Below are 22,669 nucleotides of genomic sequence, written 5' to 3'. Positions count from 1 at the left end.
ATGCATGTACAATGTCGCCTTCAATCAACAAGTAATGGCTCGGTGATGGAATTTGGCAGACATAGCGGACTTAAAATCCGCTGCTGGGTGACTGGCGTGCCGGTTCGAGTCCGGCCCGAGCCACCTCTTAAAATTAATGCTTGATTGAGCTACTAGCTACTTACAAAAGGTAGCTTTTTTAGTTTTAAATACTAAAATTATACTCTCTTTCTAAATCATTTCTTTATCTGTTCTTACACTCTACAACTTTAATTTTTATCATATTAATTTCCTTTTATTTATTATTGCACCCTAGCAAGCGCAACTAGAGATAATAAGCATTTTGCTCTATACTTGCACAACTTTTTAGGCAATTTAGGGCAATCTAAATAACTTCCTTCTATATATTTACACTAAAAATAAAAATTTTAAGGAGTGGAAATTTATGTCAACTGAACAAGATCCTAAAGCGGTATCAGGAACTTATGCTGCTAATTTAGTGGCTGATGGAATGGCTGTAGGCTTAGGCACAGGTTCTACAGCTAGGTTTGCTATTTTACGTCTAGGAGAACGTGTTAAAGAAGGCTTAAACATTGTTGCAATCCCGACATCTGAAGCATCTGCAACATTAGCTAAAGAGTTAGGAATCAAGTTGGTTGGCTTTAATGAAGTAAATCAACTAGATATTACAATTGATGGAGCAGATGAAATTGATGCTGATTTTAATATGTTAAAAGGTGGCGGCGGCGCACTTTTACGAGAAAAAGTAGTTGCATCAATTACCAAGCGTCAAATTTGTATTGTTGACCCTAATAAAGTAGTAGAAAAATTAGGTAAATTTCCACTACCTGTTGAGGTAGTAAAATTTGGTTGGGAAGTTGTAGCAAATCGAGTTACTTCAATGGGTGGTAAATATACGGTTCGTCAACGCGATGGTCAAAATTATGTAACCGATAATGGAAACTATATTTTAGACTGCGATTTTTACCCAATTGAAAATGCACCTGAACTAGAAAAAACTCTTAAAATGATACCTGGTGTTGTAGAAGTCGGTCTATTTATCAACTTAGCTCATACTTTAATTATGGGTCATTCAAATGGTGAATGCACGGTTCGGGAGCGACAATGACCAGTAAATTAAATGATTTAGCCGCATTAATTATTGATATGGATGGTGTGCTTTGGCACGATACTGAGCCATTACCAGGACTAATAGAGTTTTTTGACTTGTTACGCAAACGCAATATTCTTTTTGTTTTAGCAACAAATAATGCTAGTAAAACGGCTGAGCAATTTCAGGAAAAACTTGCCTCAATGGGTGTTAGTGTGCGTAAAGAAGAGGTTTTAACTTCTTCTCAAGCTACAGCACTTTACTTAAAAGAACTTGCTCCAGAAGGCTCAAAAGTTTTTGTAATTGGCGAAGAAGGCTTAAAACAACCTTTAAAGGAAGCAGGTTTTGAAATTTCTACGGGACAAGCAGACTATGTTGTTTGTGGTATGGATCGGGGACTGAGTTGGGAAAAACTTGCCCAAGCAACGCTTAATATTCGTGCTGGAGCCAAGTTTATTGGGACAAATCCTGATACAACTTTTCCAACTGAAAGAGGTGTTGTACATGGCAATGGAGCAGTTTTAGCAGCATTAAAAACCGCTAGCGAAGTTGAACCAATAATTATTGGTAAACCTGAGCCAATAATGTACCAACAAGCAATGCTTCGTTTAGGAACAAATAAAGAAAATACTATCGCGTTAGGAGATCGCTTAGAAACCGATATTTTAGGAGCAAAACGCGCAGGTATTTCAAGCATTATGGTGCTAACAGGAATTAGCAAAGAATCTGACCTAGATTTGGTTGATTATCGCCCAGAATGGATTTTTGCAGGGCTTCCAGAATTAATTTTAGCTTTGCAAAATTAGTAATCACTAAAACTGTGTCTAGACTTTTTAAGGCAAAAATTTAGCGGTTGATGACGACATGTTAGCAGTTTATGACAAAAAAATAGCCTCTTTTCATTTAGCAATTTATCTTTAGCCTAAGAAAATTATGCTTTAGGAGTTGCTATGTTAGAGGCTAAAAATAATTTAGATCGACGCTATGAACTAGATTGGCTTAGAGTAATAGCTATTGTTATTTTGTTTTTCTATCACACAGGAATGATGTTTGTTAGTTGGGATTGGCATATTTCCAACAAAGAAACTTCTAAAACCCTTGAAACCATTATGGTTTGGCTACATCAATGGAGAATGCCGCTACTATTATTTATTTCTGGAGTAGGGACACATCTTGCACTTGGCCGTAGAAGTGCTTCAAGTTACGCTAAAGAACGAAGTAACCGTTTATTAATTCCACTAATTTTTGGGATGTTTATCATAGTTCCACCACAGATTTATTATGAAAAAATCGCTCTATACTCATCTTATTTAGATTTTTATTCTACTGTTTTTCAATTTATGCCTTATCCTAAAGGTAGTTTTAGCTGGCATCATCTTTGGTTTATCCTTTATTTATTTGTTTATTCTTTAATAGCATTACCTATTTTTTTATGGTTAAGAAAACCTTCTTCCACTAAATTTTTAGAATTATGTTTTAAGTTATCTAATAGAAATGGTGGCTTATTACTTTGGGTTATACCAATAATTCTTACTCAATTTTTGCTTAGACCTTTCTTTCCACGTGAAACACATGATTTAATAAATGATTGGGCATATTTCACTTTTTATTTTTTATTCTTCCTATTTGGTTATATTTCTTTCTCTTATACAAGCCTTTGGGAACTTTTTAAGACACAAAGAAAGTTAAATCTAGCGATATCTCTTGTGACTTTAGTAATATTTTATTTAATCTATTTTATTCCTTACAAATTACCAATTAATTTTGATTTACCTTGGGAAGTTATTAAAGTTATTGTAGCCTGGTTTTGGGTAGTTACTTTTATTGGCTACGGGCAAATGTACTTAAATTTTAATAGTAAATGGCTAAAATATGCTAATGAAGTGGCTTATCCCTTTTATATATTGCACCAAACAATAATTATTGCTATTGGCTACTATGTTATTCAATGGCAAGCGCATATACTTGTAAAATATAGTGTTGTGCTTTTATTAACTTTCTTAGCTTGTTTTATAGCTTATGAAGTTTTAATTAAACGAATTGGCTTTTTAAGATTAGTTTTTGGCTTAAAAAACTTAACAAAAACTCAAGAAACAAATCAATATCAGCTATCAAAAAATAGCGTTTAAGTAAGAATTTTATACATGCTAATAGGCCAATAAGTATTAAACAATGGGCATTAATTTTTATTTTTGCTACTATTATTGGACTACTTAACTTTAGTATAGTTAATACGGAAAACTTAGCTTCTGGCGACGAAAACCCCTTTTATTATCCGCTTATCTGGGAAATGACAGGGGCTTACTCAGGCTTTTTATTGCTACCGGGCATTTTATGGCTAATAAACCGTTTTCCTATTTGCCAACAAAACCTAGCTAAACATTTATTTATTCACTTAGCAGGCTCAATAGTTTATGGATTTTTTCATACTATTCTAATGAAGTTTTCCAGAATATTTATTTATAGTTTATTTAGTCTAGGATTTTATGATTATGGAGATATGCGTTATAGATTTTTGATGGAATATCATAAACAATTTATTTGGTATACTTTAGTTTTAGTTACATATCATTCAATTGTTTATTATCAAACTAATAAAGAGCGAGAACTAAAAACAGCAGAACTAGAGTTAAAAGCCTCGCAACTTGATAATCAGTTAACACAAGTTCAACTACAAGCCTTAAAAGCGCAAATCAACCCACATTTTTTATTTAATACTCTAAATATGATTTCATCTTTGATGTATGAAGATGTTAGGGCAGCAGATAAAATGCTAGTAAAATTAAGTAATTTTCTGCGTATGACGCTAGAAAAAGGAAATAGTCAAAAAATATCGTTACACCAGGAATTAGAGTTTGTAACCAGTTATTTAGACATTATGAAAGCTAGGTTTCCTGATAAACTAGATATAGTGGTTGATATTGCAGCTAATCTTCAAACTGCACTTGTTCCAAGTATGCTACTACAACCATTAGTAGAAAATTCTATCAAACATAATGACTTATCTGATAAAGATAAATATAAAATAACTATTAAAGCTCATAGAGAACAAGAAAAACTAATTCTATCTGTTTTAGATAATGGTGTAGGAATTAAGGATAGAGAAAAAGATATTTTTCAACAAGGCGTTGGCTTATCTAATATACAAACTAGGCTAAAACAGCTTTATGGAAATCAACATAAATTAAATATAGAAAATAAAGCTAATATTGGGCTAGAAGTTTTAATTGAATTGCCACTAGAAAATATTAAAGAAACAGTCAAAGAATTAAGTATAGTTAAATAATTTATGAGAGTAATAATTATAGATGATGAACTACCAGCTAGAAAAAAGATCCGTACTTTTCTAGCTGACGAGGTAGAAATTATTGGTGAAGCTAGCAATGGGCTAGAAGCGGTAAATCTTATTGAACAGCTTCAACCTGATTTAATTTTTCTTGATATTCAAATGCCTGGGCTAACAGGTTTTGAAGTTTTACAAGCTTTAGACAAAACCATTATGCCAGCAGTTATTTTTACAACAGCTTATGATGAATATGCTGTAAAGGCTTTTGAAGTAAATGCGCTAGATTACTTGCTAAAACCATTTGACGAAGAGCGTTTTCAAAAAGCACTTGAGCGTGTAAATAAACAAAATAGCCAAAATAATCAATACCAACAGCTAACAAATCTTTTATTACAACTAAAAAAACAGCCTAATTACTTACAAAGACTACTAATAAAAACTGCTGGTAAAATTGTTTTTATTAAAACTGATGAAATAAATTGGATAGAAGCAGAAGAAAAATATGTACAAATTCATGTTGGTAAAGATAAATATCTCTACCGTGAAACAATGAACGCACTAGAACAACAACTTAACTCAGAGATCTTTGCTCGTATCCATAGATCTTACATCGTTAGAATAGACTTTATTAAAGAGCTAGTCCCTTGGTCACATGGGGATTATCTATTAATTTTGCAAGATAAAACTGAGTTAAGCTTAGGTAGAAATTACCGCGATAAATTTCTTAATAATTATAAAAATTAAATTAAAAATAAATTATTTCTTATGTGTTTGCTTTTCTGCCTTTTTAATAAAGCCGTCAACATGGTCTTGACCTTGGCTTACAACTAACTTATTGATAGCTCTTTCGCCTAAAAAAGGTGCTAAAGAGTGTATTTCAAAACCGCTACTTCGTTCTAGCTTAATATCTAAGCTAAAGTCAACGTCTGTAGTGTTTTGCTTTTCAGTTAGTTTTACATTAATCCCCAAATAATCTTGTGTTTCTTTGGCTGGAGTATATTTAACTAAACCTGTCCCTACAATCTTTTTAACCATGTCTAATTTAACTGTTATTGATGAAGAAGATGTAAGCTCAACTTTTTATTGTCCAAAGAGAATGGTCGTTATTTTTTACCGCTACAGAATGAATAATTTCTGGCATATAGGTAGCAAAATTGGTTGGCTCAGAAAAAAATTCAAATACCTTTTGTTTCTCTGCTGATAGGTGATAGGTTTTCTCTATTGTTGCTTCAATCGTAAACATAGCTTCTCCAAAATTAATTTATGTTACTTAAAATAAGGAAAGGTTCTAAAAATGCTAGTCTCTAAAAAAACTACTAATTAACCAAATAACAGTGATAAGTAATAAAGTCCCTCCAGCTATATACATTAGTTGTTTCTTAAACTCACTATCACTTTTAACTTCTTTTTCTACAAGTCCTGGTATAGGTCTACTTACAGTTCGATCTGATGGGTTAAGATTTGAATTATTACTTAAATTTCTAGGAGATGAGCTATTTATATTAGAATTTTGATAGGCTGGGTTAGTAGCTAAGTTAGCTGGATCAACAGGATTTTGCATTCTCATTTTAGCTTCTGCCATTAATGTTTGTGCAGCAATAGCGGCTTCTTGTGCTACACGTTGAGATAAAACCTCTGTTTTTGTCAATATAGTTTCTGAAACACTCATTAAAACATCTTCTACCATTTCTGGTAAGGCTAAAGAAAACTCTTCTGCAATATCAAGCGGTTCAGAAGTAGTTGCTAACATTTGTGATGGAGAAGGCGATTTTTCCACTAAAGTAGCACTAATGGCTGAATGTGGCGTTGTTGTAGGAACTGAATACGGTTCAATTTTACTATGAGGATTGGTAGTATAAGAGCTTATTAATGAAGGCTTAATAGCTGGATTAGGTGATATAGCATTAGGTGACTTGCTAGCATTATATTGATTAGCCAAAGCTGCTTTTTTAGGATCATATGTGCTTAAATCCTCGGCTAATTCCGAAGCTATATCATTAAGAATACTTTTAGATGTATCTCTTAATGGCGCACTTTTAAGCCCTCCTGAACTATCTTTTCTAGCCCGAATTTGGCTAATTTCTGCCTCTAATTCTTTGGCTAGAGCTTCTAGCTTTTGCTGCTCTAAAACATTGGATGGTTCTTGTTGTGCAATGTTAGCTAAGTTATTTAAGGGTTTAGTTCCTAAAGGATCTACTTCCATAGATTGTTGGTTTTGACCAGTATTGTTTACAGGCTTTGCCATCACAGGACTTGCCATTACAGGTTGAACATTAGGAGTGTTTACCATTGTGGCATTTAAAGCTGCTTCTAGCTCCTTTTTTAACTCCAAAGCTGATTGTTGACGATCTTTTGGATCTTTAGCTAAAGCTTTTAATATTGCGGCTTCTAAAGCTGGAGGAATATCTGCTCTATGATTGCGTATTGGTGTTGGAGGCGTTGAACAGTGCATTTTAACAAGCCCCCAAGGTGTCTGAGCGCGAAAAGGCACTTTACCAACTAGCAATTCATAAAGAATTATTCCTATAGAATAAATATCTGACCGATTATCTAAATGTCGTCCATCGCATTGTTCTGGAGACATATAATAAGGAGAACCTAAAATGGCACCTCCAACAGTAATATTTTCACTATAAGCAGGATTTTGACTAAGTTTAGCAATCCCAAAATCTAGAACTCTTACCATTTCGCTTTGGTCTTCTAAATCTTCTACCATTATATTATCTGGTTTTAAGTCTCGGTGAATGATACCTTTACGATGTGCTGCTGCTGCTGCATCAGCTACTTGTGCAATTAAATTGACAGTTCGTCGCTAAGATTGTCTTCCTTCTTTTTTAAGAATATCTCTAAGTGATTTTCCTTCGACATAATCCATTACTAAATAAGCTGTACCATCATTAGTAATATTAAAATCTGAAATAGTAATAGCATTAGGATGTCGAATCATACCAGCAGCATTAGCTTCATTACGAAAGCGTTTTATTGCTTGCGGATCAGATACAAGCTCATTTTTAAGTATTTTAATAGCAAATAGACGATTAAAATTGACGTGTTTAGCTCGGTAAACTAGTCCCATTCCACCTTTACCAATAGATTCTTCTATTAGGTATTTCCCATCTAAAACACTATTAATAAAAGGGTCTTGTGAAGCTATAGGAGTTAAAGGATTTCCATCATTTGGGCAGAAGTGCATCATGTCGGAATAAACCTCGGGACACTTTGAACACTTCTTCATGAAAGAAACCTTTCTGGGGTCAAATTATTTTTGCTTGTGAGTTACCGAATTATATCTATAAAGTATCTCTAGGTAAAGTTGAAATAAATTTTAGGTAATAGACTTATATTTTTTCAAGATTATAAAAAATTCAGCAAAAACTTAGCTAGATTTTTGTAATAAACGCCTTGACACATTAGTTGGCTTTGAAGCATACTTTTGCTTTGCAGAAAAACAATCTAAATAGCTTTCGGAGGGGTGGCCGAGCGGCTTAAGGCGACGGTTTGCTAAACCGTTGTACGGGGTAAACCTGTACCGAGGGTTCGAATCCCTCCTCCTCCGTTTTATAAATAAAAAAGCAAGCCTTTTTGGGCTTGCTTTTTTGCTTATTGCTAAAAAATTTTCTAACTATTAATAACACGATCACAACGAGCCGCTAGCGTTTCTTTACCCAAAACTCTCATTAACCAACCTAATTCCGGTGAACGACTACTCCCAAACATTGCTACTCTAATAACTCCTGCAACATCACCAACATGACCTTTATAAGCAGTAGGATTTTTCTTATAGTCTTTTACTGCTGCTGCAAAGCCTAAATCAGTAGCAATTTTCTTAATATTCTCAAAAGATTGTTCAGAAGAAAAATCAATTTTGTAAGTTTCCTTAATTAAACTTAAAATTTGTTTACGATCTTCTAAAGAAACATTTGTAGCAAATGGAAGTTGGCTAACTTCTGGTAAAAATCGATCATAAAATGGTGCAAGTTGGGCGCGTAGGTCTAGGAAAGTAGCTAAGCGATTAGCTCCTTTTTCTCCACCTCGTTCAACATTTAATGCTAAACAAGTATATTCTGGATCTTTAGCCATTTCTTCTGCTAGCTCTGCGTCATAAGCACTTGCCCAATAAAAAGCTAGTTTATAAAGCTCATTAACATCCATTTTAGCTAAAATCTCTCGGCTAATACTTTCTAGTTTTACTAAGTCGGCTAAGGCTCCGGCTTGTCCCATTTTTTCTAATGCTACAGTAAATTCTTTATAATCTGCTGTAGGATTAGCTCTACGCCAATCTTCAAAATCAGAATTTGCTAAATTAAGTAAATATTCTATTACAGCTTGTCGAGGAAAACCCCTTTCCCAGTAATATTGCACATCAGCTTCAGGGTCATGACGCTTAGAAAGTTTTCTTTTTCCTCCTGTTTCACTAAGTTTTTGAATTGCAGAAACATGCGTATATTGTGGGGGCGGCCAATTCATTAATGAAAACAGTTGTAAATGTAGTGGGACGGAGGAAATCCATTCATCTGCACGAATAATATGAGTTGTACGCATAAAATGATCGTCAACTAAATGTGCAAAATGATATGTAGGAATCCCATCTGACTTAATAAGCACTGTATCAATAATATTATGTGGTAGGCTTAAAATACCTCTAATTTTATCTTCCCAACTGATGGTTTCTGTATCCATTTTAGGAGCGCGTAGGCGTAAAACATAGGGTGTGTTTGATTTTAATTTTTCCTCTATCTCATCAAAAGAAAGTTGGCGACTTTTTGCCCACTCGCCATAAATTCCTGTGCGAATGTCTGCCGCTTTCTGTTCTTCTCTAATTTGTTCTAAGTCCGTTTCTGACATAAAACAAGGATACATTACACCACGACATAGCATGTCAAAAGCACAGGCATGATAAATAGCTTTTCTGGCTGTTTGAACATAAGGGCCGTAGCCACCACGCTCTATATAACTGCCATCATCAGCCCTTACCGGGCCTTCATCGGGAGTTACTCCATAATCCATTAATGAATTTATAATTGTTGGGTAAGCTTCTTTAATACTTCTTTTGGTGTCAGTATCTTCTATACGTAAGAAAAATATCCCATTAGTTTGTTTAGCTAACCGTTGGTTGACTAGTGCTACATAAAGTCCGCCAATGTGCATCATTCCTGTAGGACTAGGGCCTACACGATTAACTATTGCACCTTCAGGTAAATTTCTTGGAGGGTATTTTTCATCTAATTCTTGCAATGATGGTAATTCTTGATGATGAGGAAAAATCATTTCTGCTAATTTGTGAAGTTGTTCTTGTGTAAATTGTGTTTCTTGCATGTTTGATAAATTTTCGTGAGTGTTAGACATATTTTTCTGATTTTTAGGATTTACATTTGTGGAACTGACAAGCTAAACAAGTCAGTCCCACAAAAAATATTAGAATTTTTCTGCAACAGTTTTAGCTTGCAAAAATAGCATTAAGTAATCGCGTCCACCTGCTTTAGAATCTGTTCCAGACATATTAAATCCGCCAAATGGATGAACATCTACTAAAGCACCTGTACATTTACGGTTAATATATAAATTACCAACATGAAAATCTCGTCGAGCGCGTTCAAGATGTTGTCGATTGCTTGAATAAACTGCACCTGTAAGCCCATATTCAGTATTATTTGCAATATCTAAAGCATGGTCAAAATTATCAGCTTTCATTAAAGCTAGAACAGGGCCAAAGATTTCTTCTTGTGAAATACGTGCTTGAGGGTCAACTCCAGCAATAACAGTTGGTTTAATAAAATAACCATCTCCTGCTTCTGGCATTGCTTCGCCACCTGCAACAACGGTTCCTTCGGTTTTGCCAATTTCGATATATTCCATAATTGAATCAAAAGCAGATTGGCTAGCCACAGGCCCCATAAAATTATTTAGATCTACTGTAGGCCCAACTTTTAAGGCTTTAGTCTTAGCTGCTACTTTTTCCAACACTTGATCATAAACATCTTCTACTATTACAGCGCGTGAGCAAGCAGAACATTTTTGACCAGAAAAACCAAAGGCTGCTGCAACAATACCGCTAGCAGCATCTTCAAGGTCGGCTGAAGAATCTACAACTATTGTGTCTTTGCCGCCCATTTCCGCTACAACGCGCTTAATCCAAATTTGTCCAGGTGAGGTTTTAGATGCTAGTTCATTGATATGAAGGCCAACTTCACGTGAACCTGTAAAAGAAATAAAGCGAGTTTTTGGATGGCTAACTAGCAAGTCTCCGATTTTGCCACCGCTGCCAGGTAAAAAGTTGACGACTCCAGCAGGTAAGGAAACAGACTCTAATAATTCCATAAATTTTGCACCAATGATTGGCGTATCGCTAGAGGGTTTTAAGACTACTGTGTTGCCTGCAACTACAGCAGCCATTGTCATACCAACCATAATTGCTAAAGGAAAATTCCAAGGTGGAATAACTACACCAACACCTAAAGGAATGTAAAACATTTCGTTAAATTCACTAGGAAGTGGAGAAGGTGTTAATTGCTGAGGTTGAGAATAGCGAATAGCTTCACGAGCATAAAAGTCCATAAAATCAATAGCTTCGGCTGTGTCTGCATCGGCTTCAGCCCAAGACTTGCCAACTTCATAAACCATCCAAGCAGAAAATTCATCTTTTCGTCGTCTCATTTCTGCCGCAGCCTTAAACACATAGCGGGCGCGGTCTTCGGCTGGAACACGTTTCCAGCTATCAAAAGCCTTATTAGCTGCTTCAATAGCACGATTAGCTAAAGCTTGGTCAGCTTTATGAACTTTTCCAATAATCTCAATTTTCTCGCTAGGATTAACAGAGGTTAAAAGATCCCCTGTTTCTACTTTTTTTCCATCTACTACACAAGGATAAGTTTTTCCTAATTCTGACTTTACATAATCTAATGCTTTTTGAAATTTTTCTATAGTACGTTCATCAGTAAAATCTAAGTAAGTTTCATTAACAAATGGTGGTAATTGCATATAAATATTCCCTCATATTAACTTAGGATAGCCCATTGGCCGTAAATGTAACGTCTTATCGCAGTTTACCCAATCGCGTCAATAGTTCTTGCCAAAGCAGTAGAAAAGCACTTCTCAAGCAACTAACTTTCTGTTAGCTTATACTGCAATTTTATTAATCAAAGAGGTTAATTTTATATGAAGAAACTATTGTCCAAAATATTCTTGGCAATAGCACTATGCGGTTTTTTGATGAGTAATACTATTTGTTTACAAGCTACTTCTCTACAAGGCGAAGAAGCTGTTGGACAAAAAGCTCCTGGTTTTAAGCTCCCCTCTCACCTTGGCGGAGACATTAACTTAGAGCAGTACCTAGGCAAAAAGTAGTAGTGCTAGCCTTTTATCCAAAAAATTTTACAGGTGGCTGAGAGTTTGAGCTAAAAAGCTTCCAAGCAGCACTTAAGCGTTATGAGGAAGCAAATGTCCAGGTTCTGGCCATCAGTAAAGATACCTTAGATTCCCACAAAGATTTTGCTAAACATTGCGGTGCCACTTATCCACTACTCAGCGATACAGAAGGAAAAATGGCTGTATCCTTTGGAGCTTTCAAAGAGGAGGGTAGCTTCTTTTCACGCCGAACTATCATAATTGATAAAGAAGGCAAAATTCGCTATGCCCAAAATGGTATGCCCAACCATGATAATTTATTAAAACTTATTTCAGAATTTAAGTAGCTAATCTACAAAAGACTAGCTAGCAATAATTTTTTGCTAGCTAGTTTTATACACTAACCAAAACACCTTCTACAGTGTGAATAATTGTTTGTTTTTTCTTTACCTTAAAGACTCTAGAATCAATAGATTTATTAAGTTTTGCTTCCTCATACCAACTAGGCTTAATTACTTTTACTTTATCCTCATATGTTTCATTTACATATGATTTCTTTGTTTCATTTATGCGATAAATTTCTGCATAAAATTCTGTTGTATTTTCTGAATCATATTCTTTCCTTAAAATTACAACTCTTTGTAAAGGCTCTATCTTAAAAAGCTTCCTAACTATTCGCTTCCACTTAATTAAGTTAAGTATAAATTCTATTAAATAAACAACTAAGAAAAAAATTAACCCTAAAACCGCTACTCTCATAAACAAACTAGCAATAGATAAAACAGTGAATACTACTAATCCAAAAGCGAAAGCAATTTTTAAGTTATAGAAATATTCTGCTTTTATTAAAGGAATTAAATTTTCTGGTTGAGTAGCATCAATTTTTTCAGCTTGGAACCATTCTGAAATCTTTAATAAAAATTTATTTGAGGTTGGAAAGGCTTGATTAGCTCGACTAGCAACAACAGGCCTTTTTATCATTGATTGAAAAGCTGAAGGAGCATCTGCTTTTATTAGCTCAATTTCTGGTTTAAATTTTTTCTCCTCTTCTTTTTGAGCAAATAAGCTTTCACAACGACTGCATTTCCCGCTAATAGGGTCAAAAGCATCTGATTGATGACAAACTTCACATCTTTCTGGAAGGTGTTCTCTTTTTATTAGCAAGTCTGACATATTTAGCTTGTTTGAATAATTTTTAGTTTTTCCTCTAAAGAAAAATCTCCTTCAATACGAACAACTTTACAAGGTAGCGTTTTTATCCACAAGTCATGATTTTTGCGACAACGGGTAAAATCTACGTTGTCATTATCGTAGTTTCCGGCCCAGTCCATAAAATCCAAATAAGTTTCATACATCCCGCCACCTGGCAAAATTTTATCTCCAAAATCTTCTGCTTCTCTTTTTGCAAGACGTTCTAAACGCATTTCTTTTGGCAACCATAAATACACTACTAAATCAAATAGTGGGATAAATGGCTCTGCCCAACTAGTCATAGCTCCAGACCAAACCCATTGATTAGTTTCTGTTAAATCCTTTAGCAATAATTTTTGTCTTTCTTCAACAGGTCTTTTAATTTGATAAGGGGGGTTTGTTTCTATCCAGTAATAATCATCCGTATCAAAATGTTTGTAGCCTAATTCTTTAGACAAAAATTTACCTAAAGTTGTAGTTCCAGATCCAGAAGCACCAAAAATATGGATCTTTTTATATTTTATAGTCTGCACACTTAAAAACCCCTTAAAATTCTTCTAAATCATAATTAATATGGCGGCTATAATAACAATTTTCACACATGCTGTATTGATAAAGCGGCCCCAAAGCTTTACCACAATGCTGACAAAGTCGTCTTAAACCTCGCTTACGTAAGCTATTTTCAATAAAGCTATTTAATAGCTGTCTTTGTTCATCACATTCTACTAGATCAGGAAAATTTTCTGGAAAACGATAACTAAGCCAAGAATAACAAGTTAAAACTTTTGTTAATCTTTCTGCTTCTTCTAATTCATTATGGTTTTGTGCAGCACTGTTTACACTAATATATTGTCTAGGCAGTGAAATTACTTTAATTACTTGATCACGATTATAGTTATTAATCCAACTTTGCCAATACCTAACAATTGTTGCATCCCGAATATCAACCGGAGTACAAGAAAAAACCAGACGATCAGATAAAGACATATTTGGATGAATATCTGCTTTTTCTGCCAGACTTATTACGGCTTCCATCCTAGCAGGACAAAGAAGCGGGGATTTAACTAGCATTTTATTACGGAAAAACTTAAGCGTTTTTGATAAAGAATTAGTTTCTAAAATATTAGCTATTTGTTCAACAAGAGCAATTCCAGGCATTACCTGGCATTGGCTAATTTGTTCAGGAATAGGCATTTTTAGACTTTCGCCAATAATTTTTAAGCTACGTTGGTTAAAAGCACCAATAAAAGCTTTTTCATACATTCCATAGCGACCGGCTCGGCCCGCTATTTGGCGAATTTCTTCGCTATTTAGCTCTCTATGCTCTTGTCCATCCCATTTTTCTGTTGTCCAAAAAAGTAAAGTTTTAATTGGAAGATTTAACCCCATTCCAATTGCATCAGTAGCAATAACAATATCTGCTTCTTGTGTACGAAAGCGGCGCGACTCTTCACGTCGAACTTCTGGAGAAAGATTTCCATAAATTACTGCAACATTTTTTCCTATAGCTTCTAGTTGTGATTTAAGTCCAAGAACATCCCGACGAGAAAAGGCTATCACGGCTGTTGCTGGTTCAAGTTCGGTTAACTTAGATGGGCGTTTTAAGACCTCCATTTCTGTAAAGCGTTGACAATGAATAATTTCTAACGGCTCGTTTAAGTGTTCAGCAATTTTTTGCACCATTTTTATACAGCTAGGTGCGCCGGTTAACACTAAATGTTTTGCAGCAACTCCAAAAAGTGCTGTAGTCCAAGCCCAACCACGATCCCGGTCAAAAAGCATTTGTGCTTCGTCAATTACTGCTACATCAACTTTTTGGGAAACATCTAGCATTTCTATTGTTGAAGCTAAATGACTGGAATTTGGCCGAAGGTCTCTTTCCTCGCCTGTTAAAAAGCTAGTTAAACGGCCTCGTTTTAGCAGTTCTTCTTGACCTTCTAAAGCTAAAAGTCTTAACGGAGCTAAATAATAGCCTGTGCTAGCTTCGGCTAAAATATTTAAAGCGTGGAAGGTTTTTCCGCTGTTAGTTGGGCCAACTAATAATGTCCAACGACGCGACATACTTCTAGCTAATTGAAAATGTTCTGGATAACTACCTATTTGAGTTATTCTTTCAGCCTCTTTTGCATGTAATGCTACGCGAGCCTGTTGGTAATGTTTTGTCTTTAATTCTTCTATCTGCTCAAGAAGCTTTTTTATTGAATAAGCTTTTTTACTACTATTAACTTTATGAAATAGATTTCCTAGATTAGAAATTAAATTATTACGCTTAAAATATGGTTTTAATTCTTCTGAATCAGGTGTTTCTATAACTAAATTAGCAAGTAAGTTAAGCTCTTTATTTACTGAAGCTAAACAATGTTCTTTAACATAAGTAATTACTTTTGCTGCATATTCTTTGGGAGTTTCTTGATAAAGTGGTTGGCTAAACCTAACTTGTTTTGCAAGTTCAAAAGGAATTTTTAAGGAAAATGTATGATCTGCCAAAGTTATTTTTTGAGAAATTTTAATTCCAACAATTGCCGAGCTATTTTTACTAAATTCAAGCAATATCCCTTCTGAAAACAGTTCTCCATGAACCAGCATTTTCCATTTATGTTTTAAGTCTCCTAAAAGACCTTTTAATTGATTGTCTACTTTTATTTCTAGTAAGTGCTTATCATTTATATTCAATAGGTTAGCTAGTTGTATTACTTCTTTTTGTAATTCAACTAGTTGGTTTTGAGTTTGGGCAATTTTATTTTGAGTTTGAGTTTTTAGCCAAGTTTGTACTAAGTCAAAATTTTTAGCTAAAATATTTTGGCGTATTTCTGGGGTAATTGCTAGTGTAAAACTTACTTTAGCTTTTGTGTTAGGAGAAATTTCTTGATTATCTAAAGTAAGTTGATAAGAAGCCATTTTACTTTCAAAAACAATATTTTTTTCTTGAGCAACAGCAATCAAAGCAAGTTGGTCAAAAATAACTGTCTCTAACTCTAAAGAAATATTTTTTAATGCTACATCTGATAGATGCTCATAGATTTTTTCTCTGTCTAGTCCAACAACATCTGAATAATTTTTCAAAAGCTCATCAATTTTGCTAACACGTTTTTCATCAAGAACTTTTAGCTTTTCATCTTTTGTATTTTGCCATTCAAAAACTTTTTTAATGATTGTGTTTAGATCATCAACCAATAACCATTGCCCTGGCATAGGTGCAGTTTTTGATGCTTCTTTCAAGCAAATATAGCCAAGTTGCCAAGCTTGTTCTGAGCTAATTTTAGGTTGGTTAATTGCTTGGGCAATATCAGCAAGAGTTTTAGTATATTGTGAAATTTGTAGTTTTCTTTTCCATGGTTCTATTAAAGGACGAAGTAGTTTTATAGCCTGTTTTCTAGCTGCTAAATCTTCAGTAGAAAAAGGTGGATTTTGTTCAAGCAAGCTAATAGCCGCTAATGGATCAGTCAAAAAAAGATCGTTACTCGTAATCAACATCTGCAATACCTTTTGTTATCTGCAACTAATTTAATGCCACCTAATTAACCTTAGGTAGTATGCTACTACTGCATTTTTGATAAATCAACCCTACTTTTTGTTGCTAGGTGGTAAGCATAACTTATAAATTCTCTTTTGCTAAACGAGAAATAATTGGTTGTTGATTCCATAATCTTTTGCTTTTGCTGGCAAGTTGCTTTATTTCTGGCTCTTCAAGTAAAAGAAAAAAATTTTTTGTTTGTAAATTGCCTAGATTATGTTTTTGACATAACTTAGTTAAATAATCTGTCATATCTTGATGGTTAGCTGACATATTGTTTTCATTGCTAAAAGCGTAATAAACACTAGCAATAGACAATTTATTTACTCGAAACTCTGCTTGAACTCGTAAAATAAAATCCCAGTCCCAATAATTGTGTAACTCGCTATCAAATAAACCTATTTTCCTATGAATGCTACTACGGTAAAGACATCCTGAAGGAATAAAGGTTGAAAAAGTCTTTATAGCTTGTGGATCATATTTATACGCAAATAACCGTATATCTATAGGAATACGAGTATTTTCACTAATTTTATAGTTAAAAATTTCTGCGTCTGTATAAAGCAAATCATAACTATCTATAGCATTTATTAAGTTTTCAATGTGCAATGGATGCAACAAATCGTCATCATCGCAAAGTAAAATAAATTCTGTCTTGGCTATATCTAAAGCAATATTACGCGCTATGACATGCTGGGAATTTTTTGCTAAGTTAATTATAGTAATGTGTAATTCTGGATATAAATTTTTAATAATTTCGATACTTTGCCCTGCATCATTAACAATAATTACTTCAAAATTCTGATAGGATTGCTGATAGAGACACTCTATTAATTCAGCTAAGGCAACAAGCCGATTATATGTTGGAATAATTACAGATATATTTTTTGCCAAACTAATTATTTCCTCTACTAATTTATTAAATTAAATAGTTTTACAAAAAAAATTTGTTTGCTAAACTAGCCAAATCTTTTATTAAAATTAGTCAAATAAGTCTAAATTAAAAATTTTTCTTAAAATTACAGTTGCAATCATTAATAAGAATGCTTTACCCTGTCAACTATTAAATCACTTATCCAGAAAACTATATACGTTCAATTACTAAAGGTATGGTTACTAAAGATCACATTATTCAAAAATTAAAACAACGTCTTGAGCGCAAATGTAATGCAATAGAACTAACACATTGGGCTAAGGCGATAATGTTTAATTATTTTGAAGGTAAGCAAAGTTATGATCCAGCAGAAAAGGATTTGTTAGAAAGAGCAGTACTTAGAATTGCTAATTCTTCTACAAATTATCGAACCTTTCTTTTTGACCAAGAAATTCTTAAGCTTTTAGCTCATCTTGGCTCACCTACTAAGTATGAGCCAGTAGAATCAGAACTTTATAGTATCAATATTATTTTGGGTCAGCAAAATAGCCCACGTAGTAAAGAGGCTATATCAATACTCACACAGCATTTGACAGAAAAGTCTATGCAAGTTCGTCAACAAGGTTCAGGGACTGTAATTGTTGCTGATCATATTAGTGCTGAAGAAGTCTATAAAATAGCTGACTTACTCCAACCACATAGTTTTATTATGTCACTAAAAGATTTTTCATCTAATTCTAAAAAATAATTTTCAGTTGATATTACTTAATAAGGTAATCGTGCCTGTAAAATTTCTTCATTTGGTTCAAAGCCTATATGCACATAAGCAGCAGGTGTAGCAGTTCTACCTCGCGGGGTACGATTAATAAAGCCTATTTGCATTAAATAGGGTTCAATAATTTCTTCTATAGCGTCTTTTTCTTCATTAATTGCCGCGGCTAAAGTGCTAATACCTACAGGCCCACCATTAAATTTATCAATTACAACAGTTAAATATTTACGGTCTACCTCATCTAATCCAAATTGATCTACTTCCATTCTGTTTAGTGCATCTTTTGCAACATCTAAGTTAATTGTTCCATCATAAAGCACTTCTGCAACATCTCTAACACGACGCAGTAACCTATTAGCAATACGAGGTGTTCCACGAGCGCGTCGGGCAACTTCTCTTGCTCCTGCTGTTTCAATTTGTGCATTAATAATTCCTGAAGATCTTTCAATAATGGTACAAAGATCTTCTTCAGTATAAAAATCTAAGTGTAAATTTATTCCAAAACGTCCTCTTAGCGGTGCTGTAACAAGTCCTGCACGCGTAGTAGCACCAATTAAAGTAAATTTAGGTAGGTCTATTTTTATTGAGCGTGCCGAGGGCCCTTGTCCAATAATTATATCTAACTGGAAATCCTCCATTGCTGGATAAAGAATTTCTTCTATTGCTGGACTCATTCGGTGAATTTCATCAATAAATAAAACATCTCCCTCTTGTAAGTTGGTAAGAATTGCTGCTAAATCTCCGGCCTTTTCAATTACAGGCCCGGAAGTTGATTTAACTTGGACATTCATTTCATTAGCAATAATTGTTGCTAATGTCGTTTTACCTAGTCCGGGTGGGCCGTGTAGTAAAACATGGTCAAGTGATTCACCACGCCGACAAGCAGCTTTTATAAAAATATCTAAGTTACCTGTTACTTTATCTTGTCCAATATATTCTTTTAATCGTTGAGGACGAAGGGATTTTTCAAAATTATCTTCTTCAACTAAAACATTTTTTGTCATTAACCCTGTTGTTTCAGGCTGTTTTTTCTTCATGCAATAACTCCTTGTTAGTCAGTATAGCGAAACCAAGGCGAAATATCAATACACAATTAACCATAAAAATTAAATTTATTTTATGGTTAAGAAAATTAATTGGTTGATTTTACATTTCGTGACGATTAGTCATAGCCTTGTGCATTGTCACTTCGTCTGCATAATCCAAGTCACTCCCTACAGGAAGTCCCATAGCAATCCGAGTCACTTTAACACCTAGAGGTTTTAATAGCCGGCTCAGGTAATTTGCCGTAGCTTCACCTTCTGTAGTAGGGTTGGTAGCCAGGATAATTTCTTCAACTTCTGCTGAGCGCATACGTTCTAGGAGGTTTTTAATTTTTAATTCATCTGGCCCAATGCCCCGAATAGGTGAAAGCGACCCATGCAAAACATGGTAGAGGCCATGATATTCACGAGTTTTTTCTACTGTAACCAGGTTATGAGGCTCCTCTACAACGCAAATTATCCGACGATCCCTAGTAGGACTAGTACAATAGCGGCAAGGATCTATATCAGTAGTATTATTACAGAGAGAGCAAAAGATTATTTTCTCTTTAACTTCTTTAATTGCATTAACTAAGTTTTCCACTTTATCTGCATCAGTTTGTAAAATATAGAAAGCAATTCGTTGTGCAGATTTATGCCCAATTCCTGGTAAACGTTTTAGTTCATCAATTAAACGGGCTACTGGTTCGGCATATTCCAGCATTAGCACCACCTTAGTCAAAGAGTTTTTTTGGAATTACTTAAAAGTTAGAAGCCTAGTCCTAAACCACCTAGCAAGCCGCCCATTTGGTCACGCATAACAGATTGGCCTTTTTCATCAGCTTTACGGCTAGCTTCATTAACAGCAGCAACAATTAAGTCTTGTAACATTTCTACATCACCATCTTTAATTGCATCTGGCTCAATTTTAATTGCTAGAAGTTCTTTTAATCCTGACATTTCTACCGTTACAATACCGCCACCAGCAGAGGCATCCACTTTAATTGATTTTAATTTTTTTTGCATATCGTCTTGTTGACGTTGTGCTTCTTTCATTACATTTTGCATTTGGCGTGGATCAAAGGGTAATTTCATTATATTTTACTCCTAAAAGTTACTTAATTTTAATTAGTTTTAGTTAAAGAAATTTTGGCTATAATAGCATAACTTATTAACTACGTCGCCTATGCTTTGCCAATTAATAAAGCTTTAGAAAGATGGGGTTTATAATTACCAGCTAATCACTAAGTGGTTATATTTATGATAGATATTAAGCAAATCTGTAAAGACATTTGTCAGGTTTTGTTTTATCTTTACGACCGATTGACCTATCCAATAGGAGTTAAAACTATTAATAATCATAAGGTTTCTATTAGACCTGAAGGTTTTTTCTTTACTGACTATCCTTTTAAGCCTGCATCCATTTATCCTTCTCAATTAGTTAGCTATAGCCATATCAAGGAAATTGTGATTTGTAGTTTTCCTCCAGAAATTAGAACTAAAAGAGAAGAAATTTTATTTATTACTGGTATTAAAGATGAAGAACTTAAAAAAGTAGCTTTAGAAAATAATATTTCTCTAGTTTTAAGGGTAGATGTTTGGTCATATATTTTAGAACCTTTTTTAGACACTGAATTTACTGAAGAACAACAAGAAAAAACCTTGCAAATTTTAGAAGAAAATAATATTTCTCGTCAGGAATGTAAAAAGCTACGGGATTTTGTTGAGCAAGCAATGACAGCCTATAATTTTACTTCTGGCCTTTGGGAATGGGTTCATTTAGGCTTATTTGACGTTCTGCTAGCCTTTAGCGGCTTTCTTTCAGGTCATAGACATAAACTTTCTGATGAAAAATTTAAAGACTTTTACCATCAAGCAATGGAGATAGCCAACCGAGGCAAGCTAATAAATAATGTCGAGCATACCAACAACTAAAACATCTCTTTTCAATCACTTTAAGTATGATCTTGTACTAGTTTGGGTCACATTTATTTGGGGCAGCACTTTTTTTATTGCTAAAGAAATTGTTACTTCAACTCCCCCTATAAACTACTTAAGCACCCGGTTTTTAATTGCTAGTTTGCTATTAGTTTTAATTTCTTACCGTCAAAAAATTGACCGCACTGCTATTAAAGGTGGGATGCTACTTGGAGCAATGCTTTATGGTGGTTTTTTATTTCAAGCTTTAGGGCTAGTTTATACTACTGCTTCTAAATCAGGCTTTGTTACAGGAGTAACAGTAATTATTGTTCCGTTTTTTAGCTATTTTATTACTCGTAGTCGTATTATTGGCGAACATCTATTAGCAGTATTTATAGCTAGTCTTGGTTTTGCACTAATTACACTGCCAGAAAAAAACGAATCAATTAATATTGGAGATGTTTCAACACTAGTTGGTACAATATTTTGGGCATTTCATATAGTTTTTACAGGTGTTTGGGTTGAACGCGCTCCTTCTCGTTCATTAATGCTAGTTCAAATTCTTACAGCAGCAACTCTTTTTACAGCCTCAAAGTTTATTTTACCAGCCCTAGGTATTTTACCAACCCTAGCAGATAATTCCTGGCCCATTAGCTTTAAGTCATCCTTACAGCTACTTTATTTAGGAACAATAGCAACAATTTTTACTATTTTTGCTCAAACCTATGCACAAAAATATGTTACTGCTGTTAGAGCAGCAATAATTTTTAGCTTAGAGCCTGCATTTGCTTCGCTAATGGCCTATCTTTTTGCAGGCGAGCGACTGACTTGGCGAGTGGTTTTTGGTGGTATATTAATAATTTGTGCAATCATTGTTTCAGAAATAAAAATTTTTTCTAATAAAAAACCTTCATTTTAACTTTATAAAGGACTAAAATATCCTTTTTTGCTTAATTGATAATAACTAGTAATGTTGGACATAAACTAATCCTTAAAAAAATATCTTATCAGGGTTTAGAATAGCAATTTAATTTTTAACTGATAATTTGTTGGTCTTAATATAATGTCTAATAATAAAGTTCCAAGTTATTTATTTTAAGTAAGATAGATAAATTTTGATCTTGTTTTAGGTTTACTTAAAAACTATATAAAAATTTTTATCAGTTTTTTATGTAGTTCAATCCATTGTGGATAAAGCTTATAGTTTAAGAAAAAGCCTGCTAGTTGTGATACAGCCACTTGCTAACACTACATTTTGTGGTAACATTCCTGCTAGTTATCCTTAATTTACCTGCAACACCAACAAATAATAATAAATGGGAGCTAAGAGAAATATGCACATAGATCGAACCTGGACTATTACTTTTGATGAAATGGAACAGGAACGGCTAAGAGTAGAAGTGCCAATGTTGGAACTACCAACAGATTTAGGCCGTCCATTATTACTACGTTTGCTTGGATCATCTCAAATTACTTTGCCATCAAGAGCAATTGACAGAATTGTAGTAGAAATAGATATTGCTCGAAGTAATTTTCTTAATAATAACCATTCTGCGTTGGATTATCGCCGTCGTTTCCCTACAGTAGTTTCCTTTTATGAGGAACTTGTAATGCTAGCTAATTCTCATCGTCGTAGTGCTTAAACTTCTTAAATAA

At 34.1% G+C, this 22,669-nt stretch carries 22 protein-coding genes, 2 tRNA genes and 1 pseudogene; 12 read left to right on the top strand and 13 right to left on the bottom strand.

The features are described 5' to 3' along the window. Window positions 1–36: 36 nt before the first annotated feature. From IPK14_28205 to IPK14_28180, 6 genes are all read left to right on the top strand, one after another. A tRNA-Leu gene (locus IPK14_28205) sits at window positions 37–123 on the top strand. Window positions 124–424: 301 nt separating this feature from the next. After that, window positions 425–1,108, top strand: coding sequence for a ribose-5-phosphate isomerase RpiA (gene rpiA / locus IPK14_28200; GenBank protein ID MBK7997114.1), 684 nt, complete (start codon window positions 425–427; stop codon window positions 1,106–1,108). After that, window positions 1,105–1,896 carry an HAD family hydrolase gene (locus IPK14_28195; GenBank protein ID MBK7997113.1) on the top strand — a complete coding sequence of 264 codons (792 nt, stop codon included), beginning with the start codon at window positions 1,105–1,107 and terminating at the stop codon, window positions 1,894–1,896. The genes rpiA and IPK14_28195 overlap by 4 nt, the downstream gene beginning before the upstream one ends. A gap of 144 nt (window positions 1,897–2,040) precedes the next feature. Continuing rightward, complete coding sequence (locus IPK14_28190; GenBank protein ID MBK7997112.1) at window positions 2,041–3,219, top strand: acyltransferase family protein; 1,179 nt, start codon at window positions 2,041–2,043, stop codon at window positions 3,217–3,219. 161 nt (window positions 3,220–3,380) lie between these two features. Then, on the top strand, window positions 3,381–4,376 hold the full coding sequence (locus tag IPK14_28185) for a histidine kinase (GenBank protein MBK7997111.1): 996 nt from the start codon (window positions 3,381–3,383) through the stop codon (window positions 4,374–4,376). A gap of 3 nt (window positions 4,377–4,379) precedes the next feature. Next, window positions 4,380–5,120: a response regulator transcription factor gene (locus IPK14_28180; GenBank protein ID MBK7997110.1), complete on the top strand. Its 741-nt coding sequence runs from the start codon at window positions 4,380–4,382 to the stop codon at window positions 5,118–5,120. A 12-nt stretch (window positions 5,121–5,132) separates the two neighbouring features. Here the strand turns inward: IPK14_28180 and IPK14_28175 are convergent, their stop codons facing one another. Genes IPK14_28175 through IPK14_28160 form a run of 4 tightly spaced genes read right to left on the bottom strand, consistent with a single transcriptional unit; the run spans window position 5,133 to window position 7,611 of the window. Further along, window positions 5,133–5,411, bottom strand: coding sequence for a hypothetical protein (locus IPK14_28175; GenBank protein MBK7997109.1), 279 nt, complete (start codon window positions 5,409–5,411; stop codon window positions 5,133–5,135). A 37-nt stretch (window positions 5,412–5,448) separates the two neighbouring features. Beyond that, window positions 5,449–5,619 carry a hypothetical protein gene (locus IPK14_28170; GenBank protein MBK7997108.1) on the bottom strand — a complete coding sequence of 57 codons (171 nt, stop codon included), beginning with the start codon at window positions 5,617–5,619 and terminating at the stop codon, window positions 5,449–5,451. 54 nt (window positions 5,620–5,673) lie between these two features. Further along, window positions 5,674–7,170, bottom strand: a complete 1,497-nt coding sequence (locus tag IPK14_28165) for a serine/threonine protein kinase (protein ID MBK7997107.1) — start codon at window positions 7,168–7,170, stop codon at window positions 5,674–5,676. Window positions 7,171–7,188: 18 nt separating this feature from the next. After that, window positions 7,189–7,611, bottom strand: a complete 423-nt coding sequence (locus tag IPK14_28160) for a protein kinase (GenBank protein MBK7997106.1) — start codon at window positions 7,609–7,611, stop codon at window positions 7,189–7,191. Between the two features lie 231 nt (window positions 7,612–7,842). Between IPK14_28160 and IPK14_28155 the strand changes: the two genes are divergently transcribed. Further along, window positions 7,843–7,932 (top strand) — tRNA-Ser (locus IPK14_28155). A 62-nt stretch (window positions 7,933–7,994) separates the two neighbouring features. Here IPK14_28155 and IPK14_28150 read toward each other — a convergent pair. Together IPK14_28150 and pruA are read right to left on the bottom strand one after the other, a co-directional pair. Further along, window positions 7,995–9,722, bottom strand: coding sequence for a glutamate--tRNA ligase (locus IPK14_28150; GenBank protein ID MBK7997105.1), 1,728 nt, complete (start codon window positions 9,720–9,722; stop codon window positions 7,995–7,997). Window positions 9,723–9,791: 69 nt separating this feature from the next. Continuing rightward, complete coding sequence (gene pruA, locus IPK14_28145) at window positions 9,792–11,354, bottom strand: L-glutamate gamma-semialdehyde dehydrogenase (protein MBK7997104.1); 1,563 nt, start codon at window positions 11,352–11,354, stop codon at window positions 9,792–9,794. Window positions 11,355–11,767: 413 nt separating this feature from the next. On the opposite strand from pruA, the pseudogene IPK14_28140 reads away from it, so the two are divergent. Next, window positions 11,768–12,067 (top strand): annotated as a pseudogene (locus IPK14_28140) (peroxiredoxin family protein). 46 nt (window positions 12,068–12,113) lie between these two features. On the opposite strand, the gene IPK14_28135 reads toward IPK14_28140, so the two are convergent. From IPK14_28135 to IPK14_28120, 4 genes are all read right to left on the bottom strand, one after another. Further along, entirely contained in the window at window positions 12,114–12,893 is a 780-nt protein-coding gene (locus IPK14_28135) for a hypothetical protein (protein MBK7997103.1), read from the bottom strand. A 2-nt stretch (window positions 12,894–12,895) separates the two neighbouring features. Then, window positions 12,896–13,444 carry an AAA family ATPase gene (locus tag IPK14_28130; protein MBK7997102.1) on the bottom strand — a complete coding sequence of 183 codons (549 nt, stop codon included), beginning with the start codon at window positions 13,442–13,444 and terminating at the stop codon, window positions 12,896–12,898. 13 nt (window positions 13,445–13,457) lie between these two features. After that, window positions 13,458–16,358: a hypothetical protein gene (locus tag IPK14_28125; protein ID MBK7997101.1), complete on the bottom strand. Its 2,901-nt coding sequence runs from the start codon at window positions 16,356–16,358 to the stop codon at window positions 13,458–13,460. A 148-nt stretch (window positions 16,359–16,506) separates the two neighbouring features. Next, window positions 16,507–17,319: a glycosyltransferase family 2 protein gene (locus IPK14_28120; protein ID MBK7997100.1), complete on the bottom strand. Its 813-nt coding sequence runs from the start codon at window positions 17,317–17,319 to the stop codon at window positions 16,507–16,509. 215 nt (window positions 17,320–17,534) lie between these two features. Here IPK14_28120 and IPK14_28115 point away from each other — a divergent pair, with 215 nt between their 5' ends. Next, on the top strand, window positions 17,535–18,047 hold the full coding sequence (locus tag IPK14_28115; GenBank protein ID MBK7997099.1) for a hypothetical protein: 513 nt from the start codon (window positions 17,535–17,537) through the stop codon (window positions 18,045–18,047). A 17-nt stretch (window positions 18,048–18,064) separates the two neighbouring features. On the opposite strand, the gene ruvB is transcribed toward IPK14_28115, so the two are convergent. The 3 genes from ruvB to IPK14_28100 all read right to left on the bottom strand — a co-directional run bounded on the left by ruvB (window position 18,065) and on the right by IPK14_28100 (window position 20,188). After that, window positions 18,065–19,108, bottom strand: coding sequence for a Holliday junction branch migration DNA helicase RuvB (ruvB, locus tag IPK14_28110; GenBank protein MBK7997098.1), 1,044 nt, complete (start codon window positions 19,106–19,108; stop codon window positions 18,065–18,067). 109 nt (window positions 19,109–19,217) lie between these two features. Beyond that, on the bottom strand, window positions 19,218–19,817 hold the full coding sequence (recR, locus tag IPK14_28105; protein ID MBK7997097.1) for a recombination protein RecR: 600 nt from the start codon (window positions 19,815–19,817) through the stop codon (window positions 19,218–19,220). 44 nt (window positions 19,818–19,861) lie between these two features. Continuing rightward, entirely contained in the window at window positions 19,862–20,188 is a 327-nt protein-coding gene (locus IPK14_28100) for a YbaB/EbfC family nucleoid-associated protein (GenBank protein ID MBK7997096.1), read from the bottom strand. A 165-nt stretch (window positions 20,189–20,353) separates the two neighbouring features. Here IPK14_28100 and IPK14_28095 point away from each other — a divergent pair, with 165 nt between their 5' ends. The 3 genes from IPK14_28095 to IPK14_28085 all read left to right on the top strand — a co-directional run bounded on the left by IPK14_28095 (window position 20,354) and on the right by IPK14_28085 (window position 22,656). Continuing rightward, window positions 20,354–21,028 (top strand): hypothetical protein, encoded by a 675-nt coding sequence (locus tag IPK14_28095; GenBank protein MBK7997095.1) that lies wholly within the window; start codon window positions 20,354–20,356, stop codon window positions 21,026–21,028. After that, the gene (locus tag IPK14_28090; protein MBK7997094.1) at window positions 21,006–21,932 is read left to right on the top strand and encodes an EamA family transporter; all 927 of its coding nucleotides are present in this window, start codon (window positions 21,006–21,008) and stop codon (window positions 21,930–21,932) included. The genes IPK14_28095 and IPK14_28090 overlap by 23 nt, the downstream gene beginning before the upstream one ends. Before the next feature lie 415 nt (window positions 21,933–22,347). Beyond that, window positions 22,348–22,656, top strand: a complete 309-nt coding sequence (locus IPK14_28085) for a hypothetical protein (protein ID MBK7997093.1) — start codon at window positions 22,348–22,350, stop codon at window positions 22,654–22,656. Window positions 22,657–22,669 lie beyond the last annotated feature (13 nt).

The sequence above is a fragment of the Blastocatellia bacterium genome (assembly GCA_016713405.1).
Taxonomy (GTDB): Bacteria; Acidobacteriota; Blastocatellia; order Chloracidobacteriales; family JADJPF01; genus JADJPF01.
The sequence above is the reverse complement of the archived record's forward strand: the minus strand, read 5'-3'. Positions and strand labels throughout refer to the sequence as shown.

Coding starts and splice junctions, on each gene's coding strand:
- rpiA (MBK7997114.1), top strand. CDS start 425: ATGTCAACTGAACAAGATCCTAAAGCGGTATCAGGAACTTATGCTGCT.
- IPK14_28195 (MBK7997113.1), top strand. CDS start 1,105: ATGACCAGTAAATTAAATGATTTAGCCGCATTAATTATTGATATGGAT.
- IPK14_28190 (MBK7997112.1), top strand. CDS start 2,041: ATGTTAGAGGCTAAAAATAATTTAGATCGACGCTATGAACTAGATTGG.
- IPK14_28185 (MBK7997111.1), top strand. CDS start 3,381: ATGACAGGGGCTTACTCAGGCTTTTTATTGCTACCGGGCATTTTATGG.
- IPK14_28180 (MBK7997110.1), top strand. CDS start 4,380: ATGAGAGTAATAATTATAGATGATGAACTACCAGCTAGAAAAAAGATC.
- IPK14_28175 (MBK7997109.1), bottom strand. CDS start 5,411: ATGGTTAAAAAGATTGTAGGGACAGGTTTAGTTAAATATACTCCAGCC.
- IPK14_28170 (MBK7997108.1), bottom strand. CDS start 5,619: ATGTTTACGATTGAAGCAACAATAGAGAAAACCTATCACCTATCAGCA.
- IPK14_28160 (MBK7997106.1), bottom strand. CDS start 7,611: ATGAAGAAGTGTTCAAAGTGTCCCGAGGTTTATTCCGACATGATGCAC.
- IPK14_28150 (MBK7997105.1), bottom strand. CDS start 9,722: ATGTCTAACACTCACGAAAATTTATCAAACATGCAAGAAACACAATTT.
- pruA (MBK7997104.1), bottom strand. CDS start 11,354: ATGCAATTACCACCATTTGTTAATGAAACTTACTTAGATTTTACTGAT.
- IPK14_28135 (MBK7997103.1), bottom strand. CDS start 12,893: ATGTCAGACTTGCTAATAAAAAGAGAACACCTTCCAGAAAGATGTGAA.
- IPK14_28115 (MBK7997099.1), top strand. CDS start 17,535: ATGGTTACTAAAGATCACATTATTCAAAAATTAAAACAACGTCTTGAG.
- ruvB (MBK7997098.1), bottom strand. CDS start 19,108: ATGAAGAAAAAACAGCCTGAAACAACAGGGTTAATGACAAAAAATGTT.
- recR (MBK7997097.1), bottom strand. CDS start 19,817: ATGCTGGAATATGCCGAACCAGTAGCCCGTTTAATTGATGAACTAAAA.
- IPK14_28100 (MBK7997096.1), bottom strand. CDS start 20,188: ATGAAATTACCCTTTGATCCACGCCAAATGCAAAATGTAATGAAAGAA.
- IPK14_28095 (MBK7997095.1), top strand. CDS start 20,354: ATGATAGATATTAAGCAAATCTGTAAAGACATTTGTCAGGTTTTGTTT.
- IPK14_28090 (MBK7997094.1), top strand. CDS start 21,006: ATGTCGAGCATACCAACAACTAAAACATCTCTTTTCAATCACTTTAAG.
- IPK14_28085 (MBK7997093.1), top strand. CDS start 22,348: ATGCACATAGATCGAACCTGGACTATTACTTTTGATGAAATGGAACAG.